Raw genomic sequence first — 26,892 nt, forward strand, 5'->3', positions numbered from 1 at the left:
GCGTTGATTGATATTAGAAAGTCAGCTAGGAAGGAGACAAGGAAAGCTTGCTCAGAAGGCAAATATGAACGTCTAGGAGCAGGTTATATGTTGTTCCCACCCTATATTCTACCAAGCTAGTTCATTGATTAATAAATATTATTATTCAAAATATTCACATTGTTTACTCGTACTTAGATACGGAAAAATGGTGTATTTAACTTTCCAACCAGTCTTGAAGTAGTTAATAGACGAGATTAACTTTAGTTACGATTAAGAATCTATTTTCATTAAGTTAATGAGAACCTTGTCCTAATGGATAGTTTGGGTAATAAATGCTAGAGATAGTACGGCCGAAAAACTTGTTATTCTGGGTCTGAGTATAGTGATAACTATATTCTCCCCAGTCCATCGAATCTTTTTTTGAAAATTCTGCTTTTAACATGCCAAGCCCCATTTGTGGGGCTTTATCTATGGAGTCAATGCTAGCTGGTACATAATTTATAAATGCATCCAAGACACCTAAATAAACAGGACCTATAGTATGAATATAGAAATAAATATATGAATTAAGGGGAATAGATCCGAGAAATTCTGTCATCTTATTATAACTCATTCGATATATATCGTCCTTGGTACTATCCAATTCTTCCTCAAATAAGAAATGATCAAAGGTAACCTTCTCTCCATCAATATATATAAGTCCATCATAGAGTGGGTATGAAGTTATTGAGAACTTGTGATCCATGTTACGCCTCATTTCTTATATAAATTTGTATAAGTTTTTTTTCAAGCTCTATAAATCTAAAATGGAAGATTTATTTGTATGTATATATCTTATTATAAGATGTATACATCTCATTTACAAATTATATAATCAATATAAACGCCTACATTGTAACTATTACTTTCCCTACACTTTTCAATAAAGAGGTGTTGAAATGCGGGAAAGTATTCTTTTATTAACTGGAGCAGCAATAAGAGGATTGCGGCTTGAACGAGGCTTGTCCCAAGAAGAACTTGGGGAAAAAGCGAATTTCCACTTCTCTTATATTGGAAAAGTGGAACGTGGGGAAGTGAATATTACATTAGTAAATCTGGAGAGAGTGGCTAAGGCTCTAGAGGTTGGTTTATATCAGTTGTTTCCGTTTACCTTGGGTGATAAGGGACTGAGTGATAAAGAAAGGCATATCGAGTCCATTGTGGAAATGTTAAAAACTGAGGATTTGGATAAAGTGAGGAAAGTTGAAAATATTATTGAGGAATTACTGAAATAGGACTAATGGAAGACCCTAAGAAGCATTCAAATATACAAAGAGTAGATATAAGGTATTAAAGCATCGAAAATATAAATAGTATTAATAGTAGTTTCTCGTAGGAATGTTGAAACATTAAATTTATTTTATTAGATAATCGTGATATGTATATAAAGAGCACTACAACCTATTAAGAAGTTGAGCAATAGTTTATTGGGGTCCTAGTTCAAGCACATCGTAAAGTAATATAAAGGCCGACGCAATAAATTTTATTTAAGGACACATAATAAATATAAATTTCACCGTGCTTCACTCTCTATTCCACTCGATTTTCTGTAGATGATTCAGTATAGCCGAAGGGTTTAGTTGAATGTAAAAAAAACAGTGAAAAACAAAATTGGATTAGGACACCTAACTTTTTAAGGATTTATCGGGCTATACAATTAGGAATTGAGAATGATGGTATTGAGTATACTATGAATCCCAAATCTAGGTTACATTTTGAGGTTAGATATATGAGCGGAAGCACCGTTTAAAAAGGCATGGGTCCCATGCTTTTTTAAACGGTGCTTTTTATTTTGAAGGAGGTAGCAGATTATGAAAAACAAATATATTCATATTATTACTGAAGAACAAATTTTAAATTGTTTAAACACGGGGGTTGATGTAGAGGTATGGGTGAATGGAGAATTTGACAAAGTTGGCAAGATAACATCAAACGCTAGTTTTATACTAAAAATAGGTATGGAGTATTATTTCAAAAACCAATGCTCACTTTACGCATTAAATAACTATTTGAAGTTAGAAGATTAAGAGGTTCAGAAAATTACAAAGTACTGATTATGCTGTATATTTCTTCGTTGTATTGAAGGTGTTTTTCGGTGACTGTCGAAATTTGATAAATGGAAAATAATCACAACTTGAGGGAGCGCCAAATTTATAATGCAAGGAAATTATTCGCGATTAAATAACGGAGGGTCACATGAAATTTGAAAATGTTACGGATGCGGTATGGACTGCAACAGCAATTTTGGCATATAACGAATATTTTCGTGGTCTCCATAACGGATTGTTTGATACTACAAAATTTTATTTTAAACAACCTGACATTATTAAAAAAGCACAAGAGCTCTGCAAGAAGGATGTGCAATTTGCAAGGACATCTCAATGGTACAGTGCCGACCATCAAGGGAATTCACATAATTTTTTGCGTTCCCAAGGGGCATTAAGTCCAGCGGTATGATGTCAAGCCCTGAGTAAAAGTGAATTGGAAATTCTTTTGGGGGTGATCCCAAATAACCAGGAAAACAGGACGCACTGAATTAAACCCAGTCCAAATTGGTCGAAAATACCAAATATTTACTGGGAATTTCAGAAGGCTAGGCTTAAGGGGGTGTCATCCCTTGCCTGAATTCACCTTCCTTCTGGGCGTGTAGAGTTGGTCGCTGCGTAGCAGCACATCGACCAGACGCACGAGTTTTCTTGCCGTAAGGACGAGGGCGCGCTTGTGGGCGTGCTTAGGTACTTCTTTGTATTTCTTCCGGTAGTAGTCTCCGAATTCCGGATCGCGGTTTTTTACCGAGTTGGCAGCTTCAACCAGGTAATAGCGAAGGAAACGGTTGCCGGAACGAATACGCTTAGTGTCTTCCGCTTCAAAGCCGCCCGACTGCTGTCTGCGCCAGGTGAGTCCGGCGTATTTCGCCAAAGCGGCCTGATTCTCGAAGCGTTCAATATCGCCGATTTCAGCAAGGAGACCGGCAGCATAGACCTTATCAATGCCGGGAATAGACCGCAGACAGGTTGCCTGAGGCAGACCGTCCAGGATGCGGCAAATGGCTTTGTCGAGCTCCTTGAGTTGGCTCTGGATACTGCGGATCGCCTGAATAGAGGTGGCAAGCACGAGATCTATGGAATCTTCTACGGTCTTGGATAGACGGTAGGAAGCTCGTGCGGCCTTCTGAATACAGCGGGCGACATGATCCACATCGGGGAAGCGATTGCGTCCTTTATCTCGCAAGTAGTCGGCTAACTCAGCGACCTCCATGGAGGCGATGTCGTCGAGACTATACGCTTCCGAGAGCAGTTCCATGAGCGCATGGCCAAACACAGAACTCTCCACTTCGGCCTGAAAGGCGTTGCACTTGTAGAACAGGTTCTGCAAGAAGTACTGCTTCTCGCGGGTCAGATTGTGCACGAGATGAAACCTCATCCGAGTGAGACGCTGAAGGGCAACATACTGTTCTTGCAGAACCACCGTGGTATTCAGGCGTCCAAAGCGTAAACGGTCAGCGATGATCCAGGCGTCGAGACGGTCGGTCTTGTCCATGTCCGCATAGGCTTCACGGAACTTGCTAATGAGCTTGGGATTCAGGGTGAACACAGTAGTCTTACGGGCCTTCAGCGCGGGATCTTCGTGCAAGAACATGGCGGGATGCCAGCTGTAGACTGAGGTTGATTCCAGGCCGATATGGATGCTTAAAGCCGAGCAGGCATCTGCCGCCTTCAGAATCCGGTCTCGTAAATGGGAAGCCCCCTGCAGGTGGTTGCGCACCTGTAAGGTTTCCAGGGTATCGCCTTCTGCATTCATGATACACACATCCAAGGTTTGGGAACTTACGTCAATACCGACAAAACATTTCATGAGAATCCTCCTTTCTAACAGGGATTCAGGGAATGGACGTTCCGGGATGCCTCCGGCGCACTCGCCGCTCAATCACCCTCGCAGATAAGAACTCACAACGGTCCATGAGCTGCCCCGGCGTTGCTACATCGCCGGGCATGGGGTGCCGAAGGGAACAGCCAGCGGGTCAGAAGTTCAAGCGAGTACCGGAGAAACAGACTTAAGGAGTAGACGAAGCTACAGGAGTGAAACGAATTTCCCCGAAAGAACCCTTAGGTTCTATTGTCCAGAGGCATGCCGGAAGGTCAAGTCCCTGTACAGAAAAGGGAAGCAATGAATTGGAAATTTTGCGAGGCAGCCCCAGTCCCCTCGGGGACTGGAAATGAAAGAATAACTGCCTTTGAAAGATACTATACGAGGAGATTAACATATGGAAATGAGTTAAAGGGGATTAAGGAAATTCCGGATACCTTAGAACATGATGTTGTGGTAGAAACCGATAATGGCCCTAAAACTATATACGAATTAATCAGTTTTGTTAATAACGAGTACGCACATCTTTTGATGAAGGGAAACGGCATATCAGTGAAACAAGATATTAAGATAAGAGAGATACTTGATTTTCTTAGAGAACGTGGTGGAGAGTACTACAGATTACCTGAGAAAGAAGAAAATGAAGATCAGAAAAATAAAATGATTGAACTTCGAGATTTGGCAAGAAGTATTGGAAAAGAGTTTGCAAAAATAGGTGAATATTTCACTTCTCATGGTTATGTCTTCGATGCTCCCTCTGCTAGTAAATGGCTTGATGGTAGTGGTAATGGAATTCGTACTTATTTTTGGATAGAACTTAAGTTTCCTCAAAAGGCTAAGTATCCTACAAGCATTTCTATTTTTGCTGAGAAGAAGAATAACCAAGTTAATTATAGAGTTACCTTGGAAATTAAGGACAGTAAAAGTGAGTTGGAAGACTACAAGAGACATAACAAATTTTTAGATATATTTAAGCCAGAATCATCAAACTTTGAATACTTCGTAACTATAAAAGATGGTCTTGAATTGCATACTGTACCTGGAGAACAAATCCAAACCACTATAGAAAAAGTTAAATGTAGAGAATACCGGAAGTTACAGATCGGCAGGAGCATTACTTATGAGGACGTCTGTGCAATGGAAAGTGACCAGCTATTAAACCAAATATCGGACGTAATACTTGAGTTGGAACCCTACTATAAAAAGGCTGTAGAAGATGATAAGGAAGAGCAAGGAAAAGAAATTGAGGAAACTTACTTATATGGGGGAAATGTCATGGATAAAAATATAATTTTGTACGGACCTCCTGGAACAGGGAAAACATATAATACAGTAAAATATGCATTGGCTATCATTGAGAACAAGGGTTTAGGAATGATTGAAGAAGAAGTTAAAGAGGCGGGTTATGATCAAGTCTTATTGCGATATAATGAGTATAAAGAAAAAGGTCAGATTGCTTTTACTACTTTTCATCAATCCTATGGATATGAGGAATTTATAGAAGGTATTAAGCCAGTTATTGACGATGAAGGCACAGGTGAAATCAAATATGCTTTGGAACCAGGGGTTTTTAAAGCCTTCTGTGACTCCTCCACGATTAACAATTCTATAAGTGTAGAGAGAGAACTTACCAAATATGTTTTTATTATTGATGAAATCAACAGAGGCAATATTTCGAAGATTTTTGGTGAGCTAATCACACTTATTGAGTCTTCGAAACGAATTGGCAAGGACGAAGAATTGACAGCTATCTTACCGTATTCCAAAAAAAAATTCGGTGTGCCAGATAATGTTTATATTCTAGGAACAATGAATACTGCAGACAGATCCATAGCTTTATTAGATACTGCGCTTCGAAGACGGTTTAAATTTATTGAAATGATGCCACAAAGTGTTGTACTTGAAAATGTGTTCGTTCAAGACATTAAAATAAGCAAGCTTCTCGAAACAATTAATAATAGAATTGAAGTTCTTTATGACAGAGAGCATATGATAGGACACGCCTACTTTGTTGAACTAATGGAGGACCCTTCGATCGCTAGACTAGCAAGTATATTTAAGAATTCGATTATTCCTTTACTCCAGGAATATTTTTATGAGGATTACCATAAGATTCAGCTTATACTTGGAGACTTGAATAAGAAGGACGAATTGAAGTTCATTAGAAGTATCCCGGTTGATCCAAAACTTTTTGGTAATAGCTTTGATACCCTTATAGATGAGAAAGAGGTTTTCCAGATTAATCAAGATGCCTTTGTTAATATTGAAGCTTATAAACAAGTCTATGACTTTTAAATATGGTGACTACATTGAGAAATTACTATGTCATTAAAGAATACGATTCATTCGTTAGGGGGGGGCTGGCTGGGCTTACTTCCAATTATATCTCCATTCCCGAAAAAACTTTTGATGAACTCGAAAACTTTATTATTTCAAACAGAAATGATTCGGGGGCGGATGCCCTAGAGCTCATGTCAATCTCATTTAAAAGAGGTATTGGGAAGGTTATTAGTGCTAAGAATTATGTTGGCCTTATACAGATGGATGATGGTACCCAAATAGAAATACTTCCCAAGATTTATACTAAAGAAAAGACAGAGTCTGTAACTGAAACTAGGATGATTTTTTTGAAAATGCTTAGATCTTTAAATAACCTACCTTTTAAAACTTTCAACAACTCTAGTCTTGGGGAGACTAAAAATAACCTATATGAGATCTTCATAAAAATGTTTATTTACGAAATACGTGAATTAACAAAGAAGGGATTACGATCAAGTTATCTTCAGCACGAAGAGAATGAGAAGTTTTGCAAGGGGAAAATAATCTTTGGGGAACAAATAAAGAAAAACATTGTTCATAAGGAGCGCTTCTTTGTAACGTATGACTTTTTTAGTGTGAATAGACCGGAAAATAAACTCATAAAAACTACACTTATTAAGCTTTTACGGTTATCTAAGAATTTACAAAATGTTAAAGATATTGAACAACTATTGGTTGCATTCGAAGTAGTGGACGTGTCTGTTAATTATGAAAAGGATTTTTCAAGTATTATGACGGATAGGAGTATGAAAGGTTATGAATTGACACTAGCATGGTGCAGACTCTTTTTAATAAATAAGAGTTTCACAACTTTTGCGGGCTCAAATGTTGCTTATGCTCTTTTGTTTCCAATGGAAAAGGTGTTTGAAGCTTATATCGGAAATGTAATAAATAAGCACTTCGGAACTAACCATAAAGTTAAGCTTCAAGATAGGAAATATCACTTATTTGATAAACCAAAACAATTTAATCTGCAACCAGATATAGTCTTGCAAATGAATGATTTTATAATCATTATGGATACAAAATGGAAATTGCTAAATGATTCATATCCAAACCACGGGATATCCCAAGCCGATATGTATCAAATGTATGCTTATTCAAAGAAGTATAGCGCTCGAAAAATCTATTTATTATACCCTTTAAATAAAGGGATATCAGCTGTAGAAACCCAGGGATTATCATTTATTAGTAATGATCAAGTTGAAGTGAATATTGCTTTTGTTGATTTACAAGATATTTCTAAATCGCTAGTGCAAATATTTGCAAGTTTATCGATAAATTAAAATTATCCAAGTTAATGAGTTGGATGACTTGCTCGAGCTCGTATACGTCATTCTTAATAACAAAATATTTAGGAGGAACTTAGATGGTGGATTTTAACCCCCCCATATCAGGGGATAAATTGACAAACGAAGAGTTAACAAAATTGTTTAAATGTAGTCCTCAGGGGAGGATGCGCAGATCTCTCAAGACTAACACACTTCTCTTAATATCTGATGAAAATAAAAAATATATAAAAAGGTTTGGATTCAAGATGGATTATATCATTTTACAGGAATGGGTCGTGTCAATGACCAAAGTATACAATTTATGCAAAACAGGAATTTGCTGTTATCAAATGAAAAAGATATTCAAGTTTTTTTGTTTACTAAAAGTAAAGAAGAGAACATATATGAGTGTGTAGGAAGGGTCCGTTTAGTAGCTTCTCCTTACCAGCAACAACAACTTGATGAACATGATCAAATGAGAGACGTTTGGATATTTCCTTTATTGGTAATTAATGAAGAACGTCCTATTATTAATTGGTTAAAAGAATTCACAAGAGATGAACTAGTTAATCAAGGAATTATTGATAAAATTCACTTTGACTTGAATATCTATTCAGTAGACCCTCTTTTGGAACTAATGAGAAGAAAAAGGATTGATTGCTTATCGGCTCCTGGTGGATGGTTTTTGACGGAGTCAAAGTATTTTTACAACCCAAGATCTAAGTCGGAAGTGAAAATAGGGAATCTTTCTATACTGAATGATAAGGGGATAAAGGGTAATAAAGTTGTTTTTCAAAATCAAAACAAATTTATTAATCCATACTATAAGAGTGGTAATACAGAATATTCAAGTGATCCTTATATATTGCAATCCGATTTTAATAGTTTTAGAGTTATCGAATTATTATATAACGAAGGAAATGAATTAGTTGAAGAAGTTGAACTGTTAGAAAATTTACCAAAGCCATTAAAGTTTCAATTCTCCAGGGAGATAAATCAACGCACCGATATTAATAAACCGTTTATAACTCTAGTGATTGGAGCTAATGGAAATGGGAAAAGCACTGTTTTATCAATAGTTCAAAAGATTTTTCTAGAGGTCTACTTATTTTCTACTTCTAAAAAAAGAGATTATTCTGTTTTGAAAATTAATTACTCATTAAGTTATGCTTTTGGTAATGCGATTTTCCGTATAGAAAAGAATGGGAATGTATTCTCTTTTTTTAGGAAAATGAATAATAAAATGGAGCAAATTCACTTCAGTGATTTAGCTCTGCCTAAGAAAATATTAGCCACAGCATTTAGTATTAATGATAGATTTACCTTTAGTAAAACAGACGATGACTTAACTCAGTATTATACTTATTTAGGGATAAAGAGTTCAGACAATCAAGCAACGATAGGTGAAACATCTAAGAATTTAGTTAAAAACCTATTATTATCATCTTTAAAGTCAGATTTTTTGCCTAATATGAAATATATTACTGGTTTTGTTCATTTGTTACCTTCAATCAAGATTACGTTTAAATCATCAATTTTAATTGAAGAAATTAATGAAGATTTATTAAATAGTTATCAACAAAGACATAAAAAATCAATAAAGAATAATAAGAACCCCATTTTCGAGAATCAAGAAATATTAGGCTTTATAAAAAAAATTAGAGGCGAAACGGATAATGATAAAGACATTAATTTATTTACAAATTATCATGAAGTGATTAAGGAAAATAATAATGAAATAAGTGTAATATTTGATCTTTCATTTCATGAAAGATACCAAGAATTTTATGATGACTTTCATATAATTTGGTATCTATATGAAATGAATATATTTGAAAATCCAGTTGTATGGATTACTAAACAGAAAACACAAGATTACAAATACTTTAAACTAGAAGAAGCAAGTTCAGGTGAATCACAATTCTTATCAACAATGATAAATATTCTTTCTAATATTGATGAGAGTTCCTTAATATTGATAGATGAACCAGAAACAAGTTTTCATCCGAACTGGCAAAACAAATATGTATATGGTCTAAAGGAAATATTTCAAAAGTATCCTAGCTGTCATTTTTTGATGGCGACTCATTCACCTTTTATGGTATCAGATCTTGAAAATGATTCTTCCACCATTGTTTCATTTAAACGAAACATTGAAACTCAGGATGTTATTTCTACGCTTCATGAGGAAGAAACGTACGGCTGGTCTGTAGAAGATGTGTTACTTAACATATTTGGGTTGGCAACAGATCGCAATTATTATCTTGCGGATGAGTTAGACAAAATATTACTTTCTATTAGTCTTGGTGATATATCCACTCAAACTAAAACAAAGATGGAGAAGTTAGTTGAAATTTCAAAAACATTAAAAGATATAGACCCCTTAAAGGAAGTAATAACACTGATTTCATCAAAATTAGAGGAAGGATATAACAATGTACATATTGACTAGAGAGGAAGAAGACTTGGTTCAATCCTATAATCACAATTGGGATCAAGAAAATTTAAGTTTTCTGAAAAAGCGTATTAAACGTGCCCTAATAAACGATCCTATAAAAGACGAGATATGTTATTACTGTAAGTCACCGATAGATACAGGGACTACTCCTGGTGATATTGAACACATAATTCATAAGTCTACATACACTTTGTTTTCTTTTGTTCCTAGAAATTTAACGCTAGCTTGTGACAGGTGTAATACTTCCAAAGGCGCTAAAGATGTACTACTACAGAGTTTACCTAGTACATACGCAGTTAATAATTATCCAATGAACTCAAGGGATTATAAAATTGTTCATGCACATATAGATAGGTATGAAGATTTTATAAAGATCCAGAACTATATTTTTTTTGTGGGCATAGATCAATATGATAAGGGCGTTAATACAATAAAGTATTGTAGTCTTAATCGGTTAGATCTTGCACTAAGTAAGATTAAACAAGTGAAAAATTGTTTTGGAATTGCAAATTCTGTAAAAAACATTTTAAAAGCTAAAGGGAATCGAATACAGCAAATATTAACCGAAATAGAACACCAATTAAGTCGAAGTTCTAGAGAAGAAATGTTCAAATCAATAGTTGATATTAATAAAGAAGAAAGCGCCATTATAATTACTAATCATTTAGAAAAAATTGATAATTTAACAACCCATCTAACACGAAAAAACATAGAAGTGTATAAAAGGTTTCTGACCGCTTTTAGTGTAATGAAAAATTACTATGATTTTGTGACTTATCTAAATAGCTTAAGTATGCTAATCCCACAACTCATTCCATATAATTTAGAAAAAGTATGTAGAGTGCCTGGAAAACTAATGCTTAACAAAAATGGAATTGTTGAATTGGAGATAATATTAAATACTCAAACGCTAAAGTATTTACAAAAGACTAGTAAGATTAAATTGTTGGATCATATTAATCATCTTAAAGCTGATGATTTGACTGAATTGAATTTTATACTCAACAATATGGATATAATTATATCAGTTATAAACATAATTCGATTAATATTTAATGATCAAATAATAATACGCCATTTACCTGGATTGGACGCAGTCATTGTAAGAAAACTGAGAGAAGATGTTCAGAATGTCTATAAATATGCTTCATTTAACCCTCAGATTGTGATAATGCATAACCTGGAATATTATTATCATGAGATTTTTACAGGGATGGATAGAGATTTGTTTAATAATTCAAAAAAATTAGCTGGACAGATTGATGCTATTATTAAATAAGACGTAGAAAGGCACTCGGTAGTTTTTTTGAAAAATGGATACAGAATAGTGGCGAATGTCATGAATATCGTCAAGTGCGGTTAAAACTTATGTAGGGAGAAAAATGGGATTAAAACCTCTCCTACCGTCTTGATCTCTAAATATTATTTCATTTTAAACCGCGAGTTATACAGTTTTTTACGTGTAATATCAATCAATATTAATATACTTGTCTACAAATTAAAAATAAAACTTGGGCTGCGCAAATGGCAGCCCTTTGTCTTGTGAAGGAATAAGGATTTATTTTGATATTTAACTTGTCGCTTAAACAGAAAGAATTGAATGAATGTTATGGGATCGTTTGTTCTTATTTAAAGTAAGTGATAGAATTTAGGGAAAGGAAATATGAAGTTAAATATATAGAGAAGGAGGGGAAAACCATGTTTTTTGGTACAAGATTTTATTTTAAGTTTTTGTATTTTTTAACTGCAATGACACCTGCTTATCTTCTTTTTTCCTTACAACTATATGTCAAGTATGGAATTGGGTTTATTCAAATATCAGGTAATAAAGTTCCATTAATGACTTTTTTAATACTGTTAGGATCTATTGTGCTTACTTGGATAATTAAAAAGACATTAAGTATAGCAGTCCGGCGTGAAGAAAATCAGTATTTAATTAATTTTGGAGATGTGAAAATAATTCAAACAAACGGTGATGTTGTATCATTCCTTTTAGGTGTTGTAGTACCAGCAGTAATATTTATTGAAAATTCATTATCTATATGTTTATTAGTCTTTTTAGGGGTTCAATTTGTGGTTTTTTTATTGGTTACAAAAAGTAGCACCGTTTTTCCGAATATTATGACCATATTATTTAATATAAATATACTTATTTTAGATAATGGATTGTATCTTATTTCAAACGTTAGAATTAGAGAGAATTCAGAAGTTTTAGCTGTGCGAGTAGGTGATGATTCTAAGCTTTTAAATTATGTCCTTTAGGAGAACAAAGGGGGATAAATGTGGTGATTATATCAAATGTATGGATAGTTACCTCAAAGAATAATAGCTTACACAATATATACAAGGTGTTAATCGATAAAAAGGGAAGAGAGAATATTCAAAAACTTATCTCTGAGAACATAGAGGCATCTTTGAAGATTAACGATGATTTGATGGAAAGAAGTCCAAAATCATTAATTGATGGGGATGCGTATTACTTTAAAAGAGATCGTGATGATCTTGAAGAGGTAAGAAAATTAGGTTTTGAAGAGTTTTATACAAAAATTATTGAAAATTATCAGTCCTTGCTTAATAGCGAGGTATTAACCTTTAAAAAGAAGTTGCAGGAATACGATTCAATTTCAGAGAAACCCCGATTTTATATATTTGAAATAAAACGAGATGATCAATGGCTGTTTGCTTATGCTAAAATTGACTCTAGAGCATTGATAAGAAGGAGAATGTTGTTGGAATGGAATGCTACTCTAAATTCTAGTTCCGCAGTGATAGACATTACAGAAGGAGTTCCATTACCCGATAATGTTACAGCATTGTTCGAGGTCCAAACAGATAAGCTATATGTCTATGACCCTTTTGTTTTTGAAAAAATGCTATTTATTCATGAGACAGCTAAACTAAAAGCAAATGAGAATATTCACAAATTCATACAAGGAGAATTTACCATAGGTGAGGAAGGTTATAAGGTTCTAGGTCTTGACCACTCATCAGTTATTAAGAGAATCATGCAAAGTGCTAGAAGTATTAATCGTATTGCTAAATATAATATATCTGAGTCACTAGAATCCGTGCGGATTATTGAAGAAATAATGACCTTGTTACCTGAAGAGAGAGATAAATTACATTTTAATCATGTAGAGAATACTATTACTGTAAATGAAGAAAACTATAGAACCTTTGTAGCAGTAATACATGATAGTATTGTTAAAAGACTAATCTCTGGTGAGGTTCAAATAATTTAATAAATAAGTTTTTTGGGCACTTCTGTCTCTATAACTAACACCCTTGGGCGAAAATAAAGTTACTGGCCATACCTAAGGTGGTAGGTCCATTATACTTTTCCATTTATGGTACCGAATTGGAGCATTTTGAGTAGACGTCGGAAGTTCGGAGGATTTTCCATCTGGATGACAGCCTCCACCAGCGATCCATCCCGTCTTTGGTACGGCTCAAACAACTGCGTTTGGAAGGTTCCCTGAAGATCAAGAGGAACGGCGAGATCCTCTACATTTCAGTATTTCGTATGCAGACTTCGGGTGTAGTAGCCGTTACGGCTATTGTGATTCCCAGCCTAATCACTGGTCATGAATTGCTGGATTTCTGCCCTCATAATGGACTCCAGAGTACCTTTTACAAATTGGGTGAATAGATTATTTAATATGTTTTCGGGTAGAATAGTCATCGAGTAGGGTTTCTTTCTTGGTGGACTTAGACAATCCAGAGAATACACTACTTTTTTGTTGCCTGACTAGGCTCTAAATCTTGGTACCCTACTTAATTATGCCATCGATCAAGAAACAAGCAGAACTTGAAGAACAGCATTATTTAGAAGTATTGAATCAATTTAACCAATTATAGAAAAAGCGAGGAAGACAACATGGCTGAATTAAACTCCAAATTATTTAGTGCCGCAGATAATCTGCGAAGCAAGATGGATGCATCGGAATACAAAAACTACTTGTTAGGATTGATCTTTTACAAGTATTTATCTGATAAGTTATTAGAAAAAGTAGTTGAAATAGCCGATGAATCGCTGGAAGAATATAATACACAAGAAAAACAAATTTTTTTATATAAGGATTTATTAGCAGATAAAGATATGGAAAAAGACTTGATTGAAACATTAGTAGATACATTAGGCTATGACATTAAACCAGCATATTTATTCTATGAATTAACCAATCAAGCCAAACAAAATACGTTCCAGTTGAATGATATGAATAAAGCCTTTAACTATCTATCTACCGAATATGATCAATTTAACGGATTATTTGATGATGTAGATTTAACATCCAAAAAATTGGGGTCAGATGACCAACAGCGAAACATTACTATTACAGAAGTACTGAAAAAATTAAATGATATCGATGTCATTGGTCATAATGGAGATATCATTGGGGATGCCTACGAATTCTTGATTGGTCAATTTGCTTCAGAGGCTGGCAAGAAAGCTGGTGAATTCTATACACCTCATGAAGTTTCTGACATGATGGCGCGTATTGCCGCAATCGGGCAAGAAGATAAAAAGTTGTTTAGTGTATTTGACCCCACTATGGGATCTGGATCATTGATGTTGAATATTCGAAACTATATTAACCATCCAGATAGTGTGAAATATCACGGACAGGAAATGAATACAACAACCTATAATCTGGCGAAGATGAACTTGATCTTGCACGGTGTCAATAAAGAAGATATACGTTTACGCAATGGGGATACCTTGAACAAAGATTGGCCGACTGATGAGCCGTATACCTTTGATTCGGTCCTGATGAATCCACCCTACTCAGCAAAATGGTCTGCAGACGATACATTTTTAGATGATTCTCGCTTCAATCGTTACGGGAAGTTAGCGCCACAATCCAAAGCAGACTTTGCTTTTCTTTTACATGGATTTTATCATATGAAAGATTCTGGAACAATGGCTATCGTCTTACCGCATGGGGTACTGTTCCGTGGAGCAGCAGAAGGTGTGATTCGGAAAAAATTATTGGAGGATGGCAGTATTGATGCCGTAATAGGCATGCCATCAAACTTATTCTTTGGGACATCAATTCCAACAACAGTTATCATCTTGAAAAAAAATCGTACCACTCGTGATGTGTTATTTATCGATGCAAGTAAGGAGTTTATTAAAGGAAAGAACCAAAATAAACTTTCCAAAGAGAATATTGATAAGATTGTCGAAACATATAAGAAACGGGAAAAGGTAGAGAAATATGCCCATGTTGCCACCTTTGATGAAATTAAAGTAAACGACTTCAATTTGAACATTACTCGGTACGTAGATAACTTAGAAGAAAAGACAACTGTGGATATGGCTGACATTGGATCAACCATTCAAGAGATACGAAAAGAAAGAGCCGAACTAGAATCTAGCTTATATGAAATGATTTCTTCGCTACAATATGATGAAAATAATGCTGAATGGATCAAGGGAGCATTAGAGGTGTTTAATCGTGAGAAATAAAAATACACCAGAGATTAGATTTGCAGGATTTTCTGAAGATTGGGAAGAACGTAAATTAGGAGATGTTTTGAGAGAACATAATGAATTAACCAAAGGAGATGTATATCCAATAGCTACGTCTTCTAGAAAAGGATTATTTCTACAATCAGAATATTTTGATGGTGAACGAAGTGGAATAGATGAAACATTAACCTTTCATCTTGTTCCTGTAAACTATATTACCTACCGCCATATGTCAGATGATTCAACTTTTCATTTTAATAAAAATGTTATGAAGACGCCTGTTCTTGTAAGTAAAGAGTATCCTGTATTTACAACTAATGAAGAAGCGAATGATGAGTTTATATTAAGGAATCTTAATTATTCAGCTAACTTTTCTAACTTTTCTCATATGCAAAAGAAAGGTGGCACCAGAGTCCGCTTATATTATAAGGCTCTTCAAACCTATAAATTATTACTTCCAACGGTAAAAGAACAAAATGAGATAGGTGACTTTTTTAAAAAACTAGACAATACTATTGCCCTTCATCATCAAGAACTAACCCTCCTTAAACAACTAAAACAAGGATTTATGCAAAAAATGTTCCCACAAGAAGGGGAGTCCGTGCCTGAAATCCGCTTTCCAGGTTTTAAAGGAGATTGGGAACAGCATAAGTTAGGGGAGGTTTCAACATTTATTAATGGAAGAGCATATAAACAGGAAGAATTATTGGATTCAGGCAAATATAAAGTATTACGGGTTGGTAATTTTTACACAAATGATTCTTGGTATTATTCAGATTTAAATCTTGGCGGAAAGTATTACGCAGAAAAGGGGGATTTATTATACACATGGTCTGCTACTTTTGGCCCACACATTTGGTATGGGGAAAAGGTGATTTATCATTATCATATATGGAAAGTAGATTTGTCTGAAAGTCTTGATAAGCAATTTATGGTGCAACTATTAGAATATGATAAAGCAAAAATTACTGGTGATACAAATGGCTCAACGATGGTTCACATTACGAAGAAAGGTATGGAAGAAAAAAAGATTATGTTGCCCTGTATTGAAGAACAAATAAAGATAGGTGATTTTTTTAAAAAAATTGATGACATGATTGTTCTTCATCAACGTGAATTAGATGCCTTAAAAGAAACTACAAAGGCATTCCTGGAAAAAATGTTTGCCTAAGCAAACAGAAGGAGGAAGAAAGTTGATGAAGATACCTCATAATGATGAAGCTGAAATGGAACGTCGCTTGATTGAAGTTTTAGGGGAAGGGCATAATCAATGGAATTTTCGTCCGGATTTAACATCTGAAGAAGACCTATGGAAGAACTTACGTACAAAAATTACACAAAATAACTTATCGGAGATTGGGGAACATCAAATCTCTGATAAAGAATTTGACACGATTAAAACGGAATTATTATTGAAAACACAGACCCCCTTTGATGCTGCTAGGTGGCTCAAAGGGGAAAATGGAATTGCCCGTATTACGATTGAACGGGATGACGTGTCTCTAGGTTCGATGTCTTTAGTGTTATATTCTAATCAGGACATTGGTGGCGGAATCTCTACATATGAAGTTGTTCATCAGATTGCGAAAAAAAAAGTGAATGTTGATGATCGTGATCGCCGCTTTGACGTGACACTATTAATCAATGGGTTGCCCATTGTTCAAATTGAATTGAAGCAAGTCAGTGCCAAAGATGGTGTATTCCAAGCCTACAATCAAATTAAGAAATACGCAGAAGAAGGTATGTTTCGAAATAATATCTTTTCTACTCTTCAGATATTTGTTATTTCCAACGAACAAACCACTCGCTATTTTGCGAATGTAATGCCCAAAGACATGCATAAGAAATTTCTCTTTAGTTGGCGAACAACGGACAATCGAAAAGTAGAAAATCTCTATGAATTTGTGAAACAGGTTTTAAATATACCAGATGCACATCGATTGATTGCCAATTATACGATCGTTAGCGAAGATCAAGACAACAGAACCTTAATGGTATTACAGCCTTATCAAATTCATGCAATTGAAGCCTTGTTTAGATCTGCCATGAAACATAAATCCGGGTTTGTGTGGCATGCAACCGGTTCTGGGAAAACGTTGACAAGTTTTGTCTCTACGAAGCTATTGGCTCGCAAACCGGGTATAGATCGTACCATTATGCTTATTGACCGAAAAGACTTGGATAATCAGACAACGGCAGAATTCACCAAATTTGCTTCCGAGTTTAATACCGGTATTTCCTCGGGTAATGCCAAGTCTAACAGCCTGATTATCGGAACTGGAAGTGCGAAAGAGCTGAGTAATACTCTTTTATCTGATGCCAATTCTAATACAGTGATTATTACCACTCGTCAAAAATTAGAATTTGCCTTGCGCTATGCCCAAAAGCAAGAGGAACAAAACGGCACCCTACGTTTCAAGAAGTTATTGGGCCAACATATTGTCTTTGTTGTGGATGAGTGTCATCGAGCGTTAAGTGCAGAAGGAATGAAAGAGATCAAGGACTTTTTTCCGAATTCTACATGGTTTGGATTTACAGGTACACCGATATTTAAAGAAAATAAAAAACAAGCTAAAGGCCAATTAGCTCGCACAACTCGTGATCAATATGGAGAAGATTTGCACACTTATACCATTAAGAATGCCTTAATTGATGGAGCAGTATTGGGATTCCAAGTAGAACATGAAGATACGATTGAAACCACATCATTAAATAATTATATTCACAATCGACTGCGTCTAAATGAAAAGTACAAGAATTGTACTGCAGATGAAATTAACGAAATGATCGATCAAATGGATGGAATAGAGAAGGAAGCCTATCTTGAACCTTCTACTTTCGAAAGCGATGATCATATTCACAAAGTCATTCATAAAATATTTCGACCAGATAATGCCTATATCAAATTTGATTTCCAAAATGGACGACCGCAAAAGTCAGCTATCTTAACAACAAGTTCCATTGATATGGCGAAACGCTACTATCAGGCAATCAAGGAAATGACCAAAGATCCAGAGTGGTTGACAAAAGAATTTGCTAGTCATCCGATTCGAGCGGGTCGTACGATTGATGATCTGGACTTCCCTCGGATTGCCATCACCTATTCGATGCAAGAAAACGAAGAGAATTCCACACAAATTCAAAATGAGATGAAAGGCATTATCAAGGATTATAACGATTATTATCACACGGCTTGGTCAATAGAAGATATTGAACGATATAATGGTGATATCAACAATCGTTTAGCTCGTAAGAAAGCAGAGTTTAAAGTATTCGGAAAACAAATTGATCTGGTCATTGTCGTTGACCGCTTATTGACGGGATTCGATGCGCCTAACATTCAAACATTATTTGTCGATCGGAATTTAACTTATGCAAATTTAATTCAAGCCTTTTCTCGGACTAATCGTACCTATCCCGGAAAGTCAAAAGGATTAATTGTAACATTCCGAAAACCTAAGACAATGGAGCAGAATGTAGAGGAAGCAACAAGGCTATATTCTCGAGCACAAGAAGAATCTAACCTTGTGTATCCAACTTATGATGAATCGAAGAAACGCTTCCATAAGTCCCACCAAAAATTGAAAAAACTTGTGCTAAATCCAACCGATATTAACGAGCATTCTCCCCTTGAAACTCGTATTGAATTTGTGAAAGCTTTTCAAGAGTTAAATAATTCCTATGATGCTCTAGTTACGTATGATGATTACAACGATGAAATGGAGAAATCAAAATTACTTCAAGAGCAGGTGAAGACCTTAGAAGATTATATTGGCGCATACAACACAGTTAAAGGTTCATTAGTTGATGAAGGGGGACATGATGGACCGAGTCCGGATTTCTCAGACATCGAATTTTATGGTGAAAATGCGATTAAGATCTATGATATTGATTCAACATATATTGACCGATTATTAAAAACATACTCTGCAAATAATCAGAATATCCGTGACGAGATCGAAAAAGCACTTCAAAAGCTTAAGAAATCGGAAATTGTTAAAGAAGTATATCGTTCGATCTTGAACGCTATTGATACTAATGAAATAGATTCAGAGGAGGATCCTTTTGTGGTGAAACGGCGCTTCTTCACTGAATCCTATAATCAAGCGATTGAAGAATTTGCGAATACTTGGTTTGTAGATGAAAGAGAGCTCCATTCATCTTCTATTCAATACATGATTGGGTCAGAGCCTATCCCGAATATCGGAGGAATCATTGACAGTAAGCAATTTGATAAATTTAAAGAAGTACATCCAGATATTAAGCCATTAAAGTATGGACCGGAAATGAAGCGTCAATGGAGAAAAACGTTAGATGAAGTCATTGTACCTTTGAATGATGAGTTGAGATGAAATTGCAGATATTATTAAAGGCATTCAATTCTTATTGAAGCTAACTTATTCTATGAAGAATTAAAAGATTAAACATGGTTTTATGAAAGAGCTAGGAGATAGTGAGAGCTTTAAGTGGGGACGGATTGGGGACGAAAGCCGTCAGTGATGGTCCAATTGCGGCCAAACAGAACAATACAAGGATGAAGAAAACCCTTATATATAAAGGCTTAAGCAGACTTTAACAAATGCCAACAAACAGCCTGATGTTCCCGCATACGGTGCATGTGGAGTGCTGTGTGTCGCTCGTAAGAAAGTAAGATTATAAGAGCCACATTTACCTACTATATTAAACTGTTAGAGCCTAAGCGGAGTCAGCGCTTGGGCTTTCCTTATGAGGAGATACTGTAGTAGAGCCAATTTGAAAGATGTTCAGGAAATGGAAGGGGATTGAAGAAATATGTCGAACTGTTATGAGGGTAATCATTATTTGTAACAATCTGGCACGAGGCTGGAAGTATACTCATGAAGGATTGAGAGGTTTGAGTATGAGTAAATTAATTGATAGCAGTATAACAATATACGAGGCTTTACAAAACATCAAAAACGGCAAGTTTGTTATGCCTGCATTTCAAAGACAGTATGTTTGGAGCATTGAGCAAATTGAAAAGTTGTGGGACTCCATTCTGCTTGATTACCCAATTGCCACATTCCTGTTCTGGCACGTGGATGATGACAATGTGACATGGGATACATACTTCTGCAACTTCCTGTCTGAGGTAACGTTCGATAGCAGAAAACAGGCAGACAGCGTAAATTATGAACTGACCAGCATAGATGTGAAGATTACTGATACTGCGGTGTTGGACGGACAGCAGAGATTGACTTCTCTGTTTCTGTCCTTGTTAGGAGGTGCCTATATTCGGCAAAAACACTCAAGGAAGCAAAATGGTGGTGGATTGGTCACAAAGCTATTGATTGAATTGAATAAGAATAAGCTGACAGTTGATGAAGAGGAATATAATAGTAAAAAGTATGACATCAAGTTCAGTGAAAAGGTAGGTAAGCTGAGTCCGACACAGTTTGAAATTAAGAGTATTCTAGATGAGAAGTTCCAGGATGGATCAACCAGAGACCAAGCAATCGATGAAGCCATTGCCAATGTTCCGGCAGACAGTAAACAGTATGCAAGGGATATTCTAAATAAGCTGTATAATAAAATCTTTGTAGAAAAGCTGATTCGTTTTACAGAAATCCAGGACATGAAACAGGATGATGCCCTTGAGATGTTCGTAAGATTTAACAGCGGTGGCAAGGCACTCCGCAAATCGGAAATTACGATGTCCATCCTTGAGGCATATTGGCCAAGTGCAAAGACGGAGTTCGGAAAACTACTTGTGGAGTCTTATGATGGATTCGGTTCCGATTTTATTATCCGTTCTGCTCTTATGCTTTATGGTGATGTTGTAAAGTCAAATATTAACAAGCAGATAGCAGAGGAACTGAAGAATAACTGGAGTGCTTTCAGAAAGGCACTAAAGGATCTGGAAACTGTGCTGAAGGGCATGAAAATCGGGGTCAGCCGTTTTTCAAGCAGCTGGAACGTACTGTTACCTATAATCTACTTTATTTATTACAACCCAGAATATAATAAAAACCTTGATGGCATTCGTGCTTATTTGATTAGAGCCGTTCTGTTCACGTATTTCCAATCTGGCACAACTAGCAAACTTCAACAGATGAAGAGTAACATCAACAGCTATGATTATGAAATCAATGTGGATATGCTCAACCAGATGAATGAACTCAGAGTAACGGACGGCAAAATTGAAGATGTACTCAATGCAGAAAAAGGCAGTAGAGTTGCTGGAGAGGCACTATATTATCTGTCCCTTGACTGGATGAACAGAAACTTTAAGTATGAGCAAGACCATCTGCATCCATATGACAGATTTGAAGGTAACAAGCCTGTGTCTGTTTCTATGGAAGATTGGAAAAGGTGGCGTGGAAATCGTAATCGACTACCTAATCTACATTTGCTTGAAGGTAGAAGTAACGGGAGCAAAAATAATATGCGACTTGTTGATTATTACAATGATATGAATGATCATCAGAAAGCGGAGTTTCTGAAGCAGGCTATGATTGCAGATGGTGTTTCACTTGAAATTGAGGATTTTGAAAAGTTTTATGAGGCAAGAAAAGCAATACTCTCGGAAAGGGTACGAGAGTTGCTAGGGTGATTAACTTTTGTTAGGTCAAATAGATATATTTACGAGTGGTAAGGTTGAATGTGAAACATATCGTATTGACAAATAACATGGACCCAAACCACTTTTATTTTTAACAATAACTAATACCTCCTTAGGAAAAATTAACCGTTTGGTTCCCGACGTTACCCACTTTTTTAGATCTATTATGTGTTGACACTGTATACTCATCCCATGTGGAGGCTGTTTGTTCCTTGATCTATAAAGGTGTATCCAACAAATAAATCCCTGATATTACAAATATACTCGTGCTAAAAATCGAATAAAGCCATGATAAAACCATCTAATCGCTAAATGGAGCACGGTGTAAACCCAGATCCATGCGATTCCGCAGAGCCGACCGATTTTCAGGATTTTCTCCTGCATTTCGCTCGGTTTTTTTCTCTTTTTCCTATTTCTCAGCCCCCTCGCCTTATCACCCCAATCTTTTTTCACATCCATTTTCCCTCTCTCTTTTTTTTAACTTAACCTCTGGAATCCCTTTCCACACCTGCATTCTCCATTTTTATCGACTCTTTCCCTCCAGTTTTTAAGCATATCTCAAGTGTTTCCTCGGCTTTTTAATCGATCATTTACCCTGATTATGTTCTTCCTAAACCCGGCACTTTACCTATGTTTTCTCCTGCTCTGACGGTAGATGGTTAGGTATTTGACGTAGAGAAGAAAAAAGGCGAGAGAAGGCTGAGATGCTTGTTGGAAGTGGAGTTTGGGCGATTGGAACGGGAGGAGGCGGCCCCTGTTTTTGTAGCAAGAGTTTATTTATTCAGGTAACGGTGGAATGCGGGTTTGAGGATTGTTTTTTAACAGAAGTTTATTCATTTTGACGTCAAGCGTTGAAAATTAAGGGGGTTAAGCACAAGTGAAATGTGGATATTTGAGAGTGTCCCGAATTTTGTGTTCATTACTATTTCTGAAGTAAACACAGCTGTGATGAGCTTATATCCAGTTTACATTTCAGTTTGCTTATTAGTGAGAGTTATAATATTTTTTCCAAGTCGTGGTCAATCTCCTCGAATTTCCTGTACTCATGCAGGATATTCAACGAATCCAAATATAAATGTAAAATTTCATTATCGCAAAATAATATGTCAGCTGTGCCGATATGAATGTCGATTTTTAGTTTACCGCGAATTTTTTCCGCATTTTGCCGTACCAAGCATAAAATATTGTTTTCCTCCAAATACCATTCTTCTCTCATCATATCTTCGTATAACTCGATGACTTTTTCCGGTGCTACCCCCACAGTACGGAATTCTTTGAGATAGAGATGGTGATAGGTTCCTGCGTAAGGGGTTACGGAACCAAACAGCTCGGGGTGCTTAACTGCATAATAAAACGCCATGTTGCCGCCCATCGAAAACCCTGACAGCATTCTGTTCTCACGGGTTGTGTCCGTTCTGTACTGACCGTCGATATGGGGAATCAGTTCCTTAATAAGGATGGACTCAATTTGCAATAAGGCATCGAAATAATTGTCTTCCGACGAAATAGCGTTGATAAAAACAGTAATGACTCGTCTGTTTTTATAGACCTTTTCCAGCGGCCATATCTCGGAAGATTCGTTGCCCGTCCATCCGTGAATGTGGTACGCAACCGGATATTTTTCGCCGCAGTCTTTGTACCCAGACGGAAGATAGATATTATAACCTACTTCATGATTTAATACTTGGCTGTAAAATGTTTTATGAGTAACATATTGAGGTGATTCTGCTGGTGGGTTTACAAAGTTCATTCAACACTCCTCCGATGCCGACTAATATAAATTATTGACCTTAAGAAAACAATTACATCTTAAAAAATATTTCTACTATTTGATTATATTGCTAGACAGACAGTTATTCAAAGAATGAGATAGGACTAAACAAAATGTGACGGTAGCAGAACCCTTCCAGCATGGCGGATGGGTTCTTAGGTTTATATGGTTCTACGAGTTAATGAATTCTATCCAATGACAGCATAACGAAGAGATGTGCGGGAATCCCCACGTCTCTTTTTTTTGTTACCACGCGTGAATTCCGGCTGGAAAATGAAATGAAGGTAATAATTCTATAAAGGTATATTTTTCAAATAAAAACAAAAAAATATGTGCAAGGATTCTTATTGGTCAATCGTATCCAGTATAGAAAGGAGAAGCAATGGCCCAATTACCGATTGATATCAACGATAATATTTCAGCTGCACTCACCAAATATTCTGACCTTGTACGCCGAATATGCTTTCTATATCTACATAATAGCGCAGATGTGGATGATGTTTTTCAGGAAGTGTTCTTAAAGTTGTTGCAGAATAACTCCCGCTTTGAAAGTGATGAACATGAAAAGGCATGGCTAATAAGAGTTACGATCAATAAATGCAAGGACCTCTTAAAAAGCTTTTGGCGAAAGAAAATGGTTTCAATTGAAGGCATAGAATTGCCATTTGAAGATCAAGCCGAAAATGAACTCCTGCAGGTCGTTTTATCGCTTCCGGACAAGTACAAGGATGTTATCTATCTATTTTATTACGAGGAGTATACCGTGCCTGAAATGGCTCAGTTACTAAATAAAAAAGTAAATACCATTTATTCTCACTTACACAGAGCAAGGGAACTTATGAAACAAAAGTTAGGAGGTAAAGAACATGATTTCACGTTTTAAATCTGCGATCAATCAAATCAAAGCCGAAGACGACTTAATAAGCAGAACGGAAGGTTTTCTAAAGGACGCATTAATAAATGAGAATACTAAAAACATTAAATTCAATCATTGGAGGACATTCATTATGAAGAAAAAGTTAGTAGCAGCTTGCATGGCAACCTTATTAGTTGGTGGAAGCGGTTCGGCATACGCCTATTATCAAACACCGGTATCATACCTTAGCCTGGACATTAACCCTAGCGTAGAAATAGGCGTTAACGCATTTGATAAAGTTGTAAAAGTTAAAGGAATGAATGACGACGGCATCAAGATATTGGCTAATGTAAACATAAAGGGTTCTAATGTTACTGTAGCTGTCAGCACACTGGTTTATTCTGCCGTTGATAATGGTTTTATAGCTGATGACGGTTCATCTGTTGTTTCTCTTACCTCTGAAACAGATGATTCAAATACTGCAGCCGAACTTGAAAATGATGCTGAAACCGGAGTAAATCAGGCTTTACAGGAAACTGACACAACAGCAACTGTTATAAAAGATAATGTTGCCCTTGCCCGCAGGGATCAGGCGAGAGCTATAGGTATCAGCCCTGGAAAGCTTAATCTTATAAATAAGCTTCAAAAGGTTGATCCAACCGCTACTGTGGATGAATATAAAGATGCAAGTGTCAAAGATATAATGAAAACTATAAAAGATAGTAAAGACAAGCTTAAGAATAACGCTGATAATAAGGATGAAAATAAAGATCAAACCAATAGTACAACCGACAATAGTACAACCGACAATAATACCAATACTAGCACCACTAACACCGGCACTGCCGCAGACTCAAGCGATGCAAATAATACAAATGCAGCTAAAACAAATAATGCATCTAAACCTAATGAAAAAGAAGATAAGATAAGCGATGAGGACAAGGATAGTAAAGGTAAAGATAATAATGCCGCCAGCGTGACCAATAAATCTAATAAAGCTGAAGATGAAGTTAAGGATAAAAATGAAGTAGAAAACAAAAACCAGGGCGCAACCAAAAGTAATGCTGCAGCTCATGGAAATAATAATGATGCAAATGCAAATAAGAATAGTGATGAAAAAGATAAGAATGAAGATAATTAACTAAAGCAAAATCCTACCTTGAGAAGAAGTATGGGCTATGTTGTTCTGGAAAAAATTTCAATTAAACTTACAGCCAATCAATAGATAGCATAAAAAACTGCCTGATTCTTTTAACCAAAGAGGATTAGGCAGTTTTGTACTTTGAATTAAATCGATACTCCTAACTCAAATCATAACTTAGGAATAAAGCGAGCAATATAGTTTCCAGATTTGGATTTAATTTTACGGGAACAAAAAGTGGACCCTAAGAATTCGAAAGACACGTTTGAATAGTTTCCTTTTCGGTTAGCATCTTTGCAATAAACAATTTTAGTTTTTTGTGGATGGGTGGCAAGTTTGTGATTTCTGAATCTTTCTTGGATTTGGGACAGTAACTCTTTCGCGCTGGATTCACTTTTGCAATGACAAATTATATCATCAGTGTAACGTTCGAAAGGAATATTAGGATGATTCTTTTGCATCCACTCATCAAATATATAGTGCAAATAAAAGTTGTTCAGTAAAAAGTTTAGTTTGTTACCTTGTGCGAGCCCCTTCTTTGTCTTGATTAATGCCCCGTTTTTCGTTTGGACAGGTGCTGTCATCATTCGGTGTGTGTATAACAATACCCATTTATCCCTTATGTGTTTCTCTAACATATTCATTAGTATCTGATGGTCAATGTTATCGCCAAATTTTTCAATATCCAGTACAAGAGCCCAATCATATCGTAAACACCGTTTTCCGGCCAGTTCTATAGCGTCTTCCCGTGCCTGTGATTTTTGCTTATACCCATAAGAGTTCGGATGAAAGAGAACCTCCAATTTGGGGGAAAGTTTATTCTTTAAGACAGTTTGTACAATAAAATCTTTCACAGTTGGAATGCCTATAGGCCTCCATCCACCCTTTTTTTTGCGTATATAGACCCTGCGAACAGGGGAAGGAATATAATTGCCGGATGTCATCTGATCCCACTGTTCATGTACAAGTTTTATTCGATTCCGATTATAGTTTTGTATTGTCTGACCATCTACGCCTACTACTTTGGTTTTTTTTGATTGTTTGAATGCCTCCCAGAATACTTTCTTTGGTATTTGAAATCGTCCAGTTCTCTCCATTTTCCCCCTCCTTATTGATCAATGGATAACTATAAGAA

Annotated in this window: 19 protein-coding genes and 1 pseudogene; 15 read left to right on the forward strand and 5 right to left on the reverse strand. The window is 36.0% G+C overall.

The features are described 5' to 3' along the window. Positions 1-274: 274 nt before the first annotated feature. Positions 275-727, reverse strand: a complete 453-nt coding sequence (locus AQR02_RS28960; RefSeq protein WP_054943775.1) for a hypothetical protein — start codon at positions 725-727, stop codon at positions 275-277. A gap of 193 nt (positions 728-920) precedes the next feature. On the opposite strand from AQR02_RS28960, the gene AQR02_RS28965 reads away from it, so the two are divergent. The 3 genes from AQR02_RS28965 to AQR02_RS28975 all read left to right on the forward strand — a co-directional run bounded on the left by AQR02_RS28965 (position 921) and on the right by AQR02_RS28975 (position 2,478). Next, entirely contained in the window at positions 921-1,256 is a 336-nt protein-coding gene (locus tag AQR02_RS28965) for a helix-turn-helix domain-containing protein (RefSeq protein WP_054943776.1), read from the forward strand. Between the two features lie 576 nt (positions 1,257-1,832). Then, positions 1,833-2,048, forward strand: coding sequence for a hypothetical protein (locus AQR02_RS28970; protein WP_054943777.1), 216 nt, complete (start codon positions 1,833-1,835; stop codon positions 2,046-2,048). A gap of 169 nt (positions 2,049-2,217) precedes the next feature. Beyond that, positions 2,218-2,478: a hypothetical protein gene (locus AQR02_RS28975; protein WP_054943778.1), complete on the forward strand. Its 261-nt coding sequence runs from the start codon at positions 2,218-2,220 to the stop codon at positions 2,476-2,478. 153 nt (positions 2,479-2,631) lie between these two features. Here the strand turns inward: AQR02_RS28975 and AQR02_RS28980 are convergent, their stop codons facing one another. Further along, the gene (locus AQR02_RS28980; protein WP_054943779.1) at positions 2,632-3,876 is read right to left on the reverse strand and encodes an IS110 family RNA-guided transposase; all 1,245 of its coding nucleotides are present in this window, start codon (positions 3,874-3,876) and stop codon (positions 2,632-2,634) included. 312 nt (positions 3,877-4,188) lie between these two features. Between AQR02_RS28980 and AQR02_RS35020 the strand changes: the two genes are divergently transcribed. From AQR02_RS35020 to AQR02_RS29015, 6 genes are all read left to right on the forward strand, one after another. Continuing rightward, on the forward strand, positions 4,189-6,183 hold the full coding sequence (locus AQR02_RS35020) for an McrB family protein (protein WP_245237790.1): 1,995 nt from the start codon (positions 4,189-4,191) through the stop codon (positions 6,181-6,183). A 5-nt stretch (positions 6,184-6,188) separates the two neighbouring features. Next, a complete protein-coding gene (locus AQR02_RS28990) occupies positions 6,189-7,493 on the forward strand; it encodes an McrC family protein (protein WP_209444341.1) in 1,305 nt (434 codons plus the stop codon). 274 nt (positions 7,494-7,767) lie between these two features. Next, complete coding sequence (locus AQR02_RS29000) at positions 7,768-9,930, forward strand: AAA family ATPase (RefSeq protein ID WP_082452145.1); 2,163 nt, start codon at positions 7,768-7,770, stop codon at positions 9,928-9,930. After that, positions 9,914-11,215 (forward strand): HNH endonuclease, encoded by a 1,302-nt coding sequence (locus AQR02_RS29005; protein WP_054943784.1) that lies wholly within the window; start codon positions 9,914-9,916, stop codon positions 11,213-11,215. The genes AQR02_RS29000 and AQR02_RS29005 overlap by 17 nt, the downstream gene beginning before the upstream one ends. Before the next feature lie 419 nt (positions 11,216-11,634). Continuing rightward, a complete protein-coding gene (locus AQR02_RS29010) occupies positions 11,635-12,198 on the forward strand; it encodes a hypothetical protein (RefSeq protein ID WP_054943785.1) in 564 nt (187 codons plus the stop codon). A 23-nt stretch (positions 12,199-12,221) separates the two neighbouring features. Beyond that, a complete protein-coding gene (locus AQR02_RS29015) occupies positions 12,222-13,178 on the forward strand; it encodes a hypothetical protein (protein ID WP_054943786.1) in 957 nt (318 codons plus the stop codon). Positions 13,179-13,336: 158 nt separating this feature from the next. Here AQR02_RS29015 and AQR02_RS35695 read toward each other — a convergent pair. Next, positions 13,337-13,618 (reverse strand): annotated as a pseudogene (locus AQR02_RS35695) (transposase); the annotation flags it as partial. Positions 13,619-13,813: 195 nt separating this feature from the next. On the opposite strand from AQR02_RS35695, the gene AQR02_RS29020 reads away from it, so the two are divergent. The 4 genes from AQR02_RS29020 (at position 13,814) to AQR02_RS29035 (ending at position 21,980) form a co-directional block, all read left to right on the forward strand. Next, positions 13,814-15,406: a type I restriction-modification system subunit M gene (locus AQR02_RS29020; protein WP_054943787.1), complete on the forward strand. Its 1,593-nt coding sequence runs from the start codon at positions 13,814-13,816 to the stop codon at positions 15,404-15,406. After that, on the forward strand, positions 15,396-16,580 hold the full coding sequence (locus tag AQR02_RS29025; RefSeq protein WP_054943788.1) for a restriction endonuclease subunit S: 1,185 nt from the start codon (positions 15,396-15,398) through the stop codon (positions 16,578-16,580). The genes AQR02_RS29020 and AQR02_RS29025 overlap by 11 nt, the downstream gene beginning before the upstream one ends. A 22-nt stretch (positions 16,581-16,602) precedes the next feature. Beyond that, positions 16,603-19,761, forward strand: coding sequence for a type I restriction endonuclease subunit R (locus AQR02_RS29030; RefSeq protein ID WP_054943789.1), 3,159 nt, complete (start codon positions 16,603-16,605; stop codon positions 19,759-19,761). Between the two features lie 527 nt (positions 19,762-20,288). Continuing rightward, positions 20,289-21,980 carry a DUF262 domain-containing protein gene (locus AQR02_RS29035; protein WP_054943790.1) on the forward strand — a complete coding sequence of 564 codons (1,692 nt, stop codon included), beginning with the start codon at positions 20,289-20,291 and terminating at the stop codon, positions 21,978-21,980. A gap of 1,003 nt (positions 21,981-22,983) precedes the next feature. On the opposite strand, the gene AQR02_RS29045 is transcribed toward AQR02_RS29035, so the two are convergent. After that, positions 22,984-23,739 (reverse strand): alpha/beta hydrolase, encoded by a 756-nt coding sequence (locus tag AQR02_RS29045; protein WP_054943792.1) that lies wholly within the window; start codon positions 23,737-23,739, stop codon positions 22,984-22,986. A 403-nt stretch (positions 23,740-24,142) separates the two neighbouring features. On the opposite strand from AQR02_RS29045, the gene AQR02_RS29050 reads away from it, so the two are divergent. Both AQR02_RS29050 and AQR02_RS29055 read left to right on the forward strand, forming a co-directional pair. After that, positions 24,143-24,643, forward strand: a complete 501-nt coding sequence (locus AQR02_RS29050) for an RNA polymerase sigma factor (protein ID WP_054943793.1) — start codon at positions 24,143-24,145, stop codon at positions 24,641-24,643. Continuing rightward, positions 24,627-25,757 carry an anti-sigma-I factor RsgI family protein gene (locus AQR02_RS29055; RefSeq protein WP_054943794.1) on the forward strand — a complete coding sequence of 377 codons (1,131 nt, stop codon included), beginning with the start codon at positions 24,627-24,629 and terminating at the stop codon, positions 25,755-25,757. Before AQR02_RS29050 ends, AQR02_RS29055 begins: the two co-directional genes overlap by 17 nt. A 170-nt stretch (positions 25,758-25,927) precedes the next feature. Here the strand turns inward: AQR02_RS29055 and AQR02_RS29060 are convergent, their stop codons facing one another. Further along, the gene (locus tag AQR02_RS29060) at positions 25,928-26,854 is read right to left on the reverse strand and encodes a reverse transcriptase domain-containing protein (RefSeq protein ID WP_054943795.1); all 927 of its coding nucleotides are present in this window, start codon (positions 26,852-26,854) and stop codon (positions 25,928-25,930) included. Positions 26,855-26,892: the final 38 nt, after the last annotated feature.

It is taken from the genome of Paenibacillus ihuae (assembly GCF_001368795.1).
GTDB classification, from domain to species: Bacteria; Bacillota; Bacilli; order Paenibacillales; family Paenibacillaceae; genus Paenibacillus_AQ; species Paenibacillus_AQ ihuae.

Bases quoted from the DNA above. Each gene is read 5' to 3' on its own strand.
- AQR02_RS29005 (WP_054943784.1), top strand. From the start codon at position 9,914: ATGTACATATTGACTAGAGAGGAAGAAGACTTGGTTCAATCCTATAAT.
- AQR02_RS28970 (WP_054943777.1), top strand. From the start codon at position 1,833: ATGAAAAACAAATATATTCATATTATTACTGAAGAACAAATTTTAAAT.
- AQR02_RS29035 (WP_054943790.1), top strand. From the start codon at position 20,289: ATGAGTAAATTAATTGATAGCAGTATAACAATATACGAGGCTTTACAA.
- AQR02_RS28980 (WP_054943779.1), bottom strand. From the start codon at position 3,876: ATGAAATGTTTTGTCGGTATTGACGTAAGTTCCCAAACCTTGGATGTG.
- AQR02_RS29000 (WP_082452145.1), top strand. From the start codon at position 7,768: ATGGGTCGTGTCAATGACCAAAGTATACAATTTATGCAAAACAGGAAT.
- AQR02_RS29020 (WP_054943787.1), top strand. From the start codon at position 13,814: ATGGCTGAATTAAACTCCAAATTATTTAGTGCCGCAGATAATCTGCGA.
- AQR02_RS29050 (WP_054943793.1), top strand. From the start codon at position 24,143: ATGGCCCAATTACCGATTGATATCAACGATAATATTTCAGCTGCACTC.
- AQR02_RS35020 (WP_245237790.1), top strand. From the start codon at position 4,189: ATGAATTGGAAATTTTGCGAGGCAGCCCCAGTCCCCTCGGGGACTGGA.
- AQR02_RS29045 (WP_054943792.1), bottom strand. From the start codon at position 23,739: ATGAACTTTGTAAACCCACCAGCAGAATCACCTCAATATGTTACTCAT.
- AQR02_RS28975 (WP_054943778.1), top strand. From the start codon at position 2,218: ATGAAATTTGAAAATGTTACGGATGCGGTATGGACTGCAACAGCAATT.
- AQR02_RS29010 (WP_054943785.1), top strand. From the start codon at position 11,635: ATGTTTTTTGGTACAAGATTTTATTTTAAGTTTTTGTATTTTTTAACT.
- AQR02_RS28960 (WP_054943775.1), bottom strand. From the start codon at position 727: ATGGATCACAAGTTCTCAATAACTTCATACCCACTCTATGATGGACTT.
- AQR02_RS28965 (WP_054943776.1), top strand. From the start codon at position 921: ATGCGGGAAAGTATTCTTTTATTAACTGGAGCAGCAATAAGAGGATTG.
- AQR02_RS29055 (WP_054943794.1), top strand. From the start codon at position 24,627: ATGATTTCACGTTTTAAATCTGCGATCAATCAAATCAAAGCCGAAGAC.
- AQR02_RS29060 (WP_054943795.1), bottom strand. From the start codon at position 26,854: ATGGAGAGAACTGGACGATTTCAAATACCAAAGAAAGTATTCTGGGAG.